Below are 3,940 nucleotides of genomic sequence, written 5' to 3' on the forward strand. Positions count from 1 at the left end.
GCCGAACGGGTTGACCCGGGCATACACCGACAGCGAACCGATCAGGCCGATGTTGGGGCCTTCCGGAGTCTCGATCGGGCACATCCGGCCGTAGTGCGACGGGTGCACGTCGCGGACCTCTAGCCCGGCACGCTCACGCGACAGACCGCCCGGCCCCAGCGCCGACAGCCGGCGCTTGTGGGTTAGGCCGGACAGCGGGTTGTTCTGGTCCATGAACTGCGACAGCTGGCTGGTGCCGAAGAACTCCTTGATCGCGGCCACCACCGGCCGGATATTGATCAGCGTCTGCGGCGTGATCGCCTCGACGTCCTGAGTGGTCATCCGCTCCCGGACCACCCGCTCCATCCGCGACATGCCGACCCGGATCTGGTTCTGGATCAATTCGCCGACCGTGCGCAGCCGGCGGTTGCCGAAGTGGTCGATGTCGTCAGTTTCCACTGGCACCTCGACGCCACCTGGAACGGTCATCGTCGACTGACCCTCATGCAGCCGGACCAGGTACTCGATGGTGGCGACGACGTCCTCTTCGGTCAGCGTCGAGCTCGTGATCGGCTCACCGGCGTGCAACCCGAGCTTCTTGTTGACCTTGTAACGACCAACCCGGGCCAGGTCGTAGCGCTTCTCCTTGAAGAACAGGTTCTCCAACAGCGTCTGCGCGGACTCCTTGGTCGGCGGCTCGCCGGGGCGCAGCTTGCGGTAGATGTCCAGCAGCGCCTCATCGGTGCCGACGGTGTTGTCCTTCTCCAGCGTCGAGCGCATGATCTCGGAGAAACCGAAGCGTTCGATGATCTGCTCGCTGGTCCAGCCCAGCGCCTTAAGCAGCACCGTGACGGGTTGCCGGCGTTTGCGGTCGATGCGCACACCCACGGTGTCGCGCTTGTCGACGTCGAATTCCAGCCAGGCCCCGCGGCTGGGAATCACCTTGACGCTGTGCAGCGTCTTCTCGGTGGACTTGTCGATCGTCTCGTCGAAGTACACACCCGGGGAGCGCACCAGCTGGCTCACGACGACACGCTCGGTCCCGTTGATGATGAAGGTGCCCTTCTCGGTCATCATCGGGAAGTCGCCCATAAACACCGTCTGGCTCTTGATCTCACCGGTGTTGTTGTTGATGAACTCGGCCGTGACGAACAACGGGGCCGCGTACGTCATGTCCTTGTCTTTGCACTCATCGACCGGCGCCTTGACTTCGTCGAAACGGGGATCGGAGAACGACAGCGACATGGAGCCGGAGAAGTCCTCGATCGGCGACAGCTCGTAGAGCACCTCTTCGAGACCACCCACCGGCTTGAGATCCCCGCGGCTGGCGGCCGCGGCACGCCAGCGCGGCGATCCGATCAACCACTCGAACGAATCAGTCTGCACGTCAAGCAGCCCCGGAACCTCAAGCGGTTCGCGGAGCTTGGCAAATGAAATTCGGTTGGGCGCTCCGGGCACGGAGTTGTTGGACGAACTTTGGGGGCGACTCTGGCTAGGACTTACGTCTGTCTTGCTCTGGCCGAAATCTGGCAAGATGCATCCTTCCAGCACCTCGTGCGGCTCACGTGAACCCCAGAAAGCTGGTGTCCGCCGGTTCGCCGCGATAATTGTGTTAGTTCGGCCGGCGAACAATCCAGCCCAGATCTCACGCGCGCAACCAAATAGCTGAGCCACAAACAGGGCTCAGGCTAAAGACCACAGTGTCAAGTGGCGGGTGAGGTGGGCAGGAAGTAGCCAGCGCAACGTCCAACAATAGCGCAGGACGGCGCATTCCTCAACTACCCAATAACGGCCACGTCCACGGGGGTATCGGCGCTGGCTGGCATCTCGACTTTCCCCGTGGACAGATGCTGCCCAACAGATTGACCCGTTTAGGCTCTGCCGTCAAGAGGGCAGCGCAGGCGAGTTGCGCCAAGTGGCGATGGATGGCCAGAGCACACCTTTAGTCGCCGAATTCGTGCGCTTGGTACTTGTGGGTGCCCTCGAGGTCATCGAGGATCGCCGCCTGGGCGCCCTTGGGCAGTGTGTGCAACATCGCGCGCACCCGGGCCTGGCGGCGCGCGACCGCTTTGCGCTCGGCATGCCCGGCGTCGCGGTGATCTGCGGCGGCACCCCCTCGATTTCCTCGGTGCCACCCGCGTGGTGGCCCGCTTCGAGCAAGGCCGCCTCTTCGGCCATGGTGGCCTCGTCCTTCTCCTCGGACATACCGATCGGCCCGATGCGGCGGCCGTTGAGGAATTGCCGCACGACCGGCTCGTCGCTGGTTAGCAGCACCTCACGGGGCCCGAACATCACCAGATGCTTGCGGAACAACATGCCCATGTTGTCGGGCACGGTGCGGGCGATGTTGATGTTGTGCGTCACGATCAGGATGGTCGCGTCGATCTGGGCATTGATGTCCATGATCAGCTGACTCAGGTAGGCGGTACGGACCGGGTCCAGACCTGAGTCGGGCTCGTCGCACAGAATGATCTGCGGGTCGAGAACCAAAGCGCGCGCTAGGCCAGCACGCTTGCGCATACCGCCGGAGATCTCGCCGGGGAATTTCTTCTCGTCCCCACCGAGGCCGACCAGCTGCAGCTTCTCCATGACGATGTCACGGATCTCGCTTTCCTTTTTCTTGGTGTGCTCACGCAACGGGAACGCGGTGTTGTCGAAGAGGTTCATCGAGCCGAACAGCGCGCCGTCCTGGAACAGCACGCCGAACAGGGTGCGGATCTCGTAGAGTTCCTTGGCCGAGCATTCGATGATGTCGGTGCCATCGATGAGGATCGAGCCACGTTCCGTCCGCAACAACCCGATGAGGGACTTCAAGAACACGGATTTGCCAGTACCCGACGGCCCGAGCAACACACTGACCTCACCGGCGGGGATTTCAAGCGTGACGACTTCCCAAATCCTCGAGGATCCAAAGGACTTGGTTAGTCCCTTCACCTCGATCGCAACGCCCATGGGAATCCTTCCGTTGCCGCCAATCGCTGCCACCTGCGCTTTTGTGTGGTATTGAGTCACTGTAGCGCACGCTTGAGGCAGGACTTCACGGTTGCACAGCGCCACGAAAAGCCGGTGCAACCAAACTTACCCCGACAACGTTGGACAAGGCTGCAGCAGCGCCGAGTCAGGCACTCGGCGCCCAATTGCCGTGAAAACCCATTGGTATCCGCTGGGGCAGATGCACCGTGGCCACCGACTCGAGGGTCTGGGCATCCAACAACAGCAACTGGCTTTCATCACGGCCGCGGTGCTGCCCCAAGCCCATCAGGACGCCGTCGTCTTCGGCGGCAGCACCCGGGTTCGGCACGAACGACATTTCGCCAATGAGCAGGTCGGGGTCGAGCACCGCGACCTCCCTGGATCCGCTCGTGTAGTCGTGCTTGTAGAGGAACGTCGACATCTGGTCCGCCGCGACGAATCCGCCGTCGACGCCGACGGTGTAGCCGAATCGATGCCGCCCGCCGGTGAGGTTCTCGTTGATCCGGGGAAACTCCTGCGACCGATCGTCGCGGCACTCGGTGCCGACCGCGCCGGTCGTCAGGTTGATCGTCCAGCGGTCCAAGGTGGGCAAGCTCTCGCCGGGCCCGCGCCGGTCGCGGTCGAACATCCGTGGGTAGCGCACCACGTCAAGCACCAGCACCTCGGCCCCCGCCCGAGCTTCGGAGTAGGCGTTGAGCGGGTGGTAGACGTAGCAGGGCTCGATGTCGAACCAGCGAATGGCATCCTTGCCCGCGTTGCTCCCGCGGCCCTCGCGGGGCATGACGCCGATGCGTGCCGGATAGTCAGGGTTCCACGCGTACGGGAGGCCGACTGCACGACGGGTGTCGCGGTTGACTAGCGCCGCGATCGGGCTGGGAATCCGGACCCGTCCGATCACCGACTGCATCACCAGCCGGGCGGGCAGTTGCAGCCAGCTCGGCACAGCCGCGCGCAACACCGGTACCGGGTCGAATGTCACCGGCAGGTC

At 63.4% G+C, this 3,940-nt stretch carries 1 protein-coding gene and 2 pseudogenes; all 3 read right to left on the reverse strand.

Translation table 11 applies throughout. The features are described from left to right. A pseudogene (locus AC2VOU_RS10340) lies at positions 1–1,512 on the reverse strand (DNA-directed RNA polymerase subunit beta); the annotation flags it as partial. A gap of 409 nt (positions 1,513–1,921) precedes the next feature. Continuing rightward, positions 1,922–2,931: pseudogene (locus AC2VOU_RS10345) on the reverse strand (ABC transporter ATP-binding protein). 166 nt (positions 2,932–3,097) lie between these two features. Further along, positions 3,098–3,940: carotenoid oxygenase family protein (locus AC2VOU_RS10350; protein WP_486957297.1), on the reverse strand; the 843-nt coding region annotated here is incomplete at its 5' end.

This window comes from Mycobacterium sp. TH-M25 (assembly GCF_057473665.1).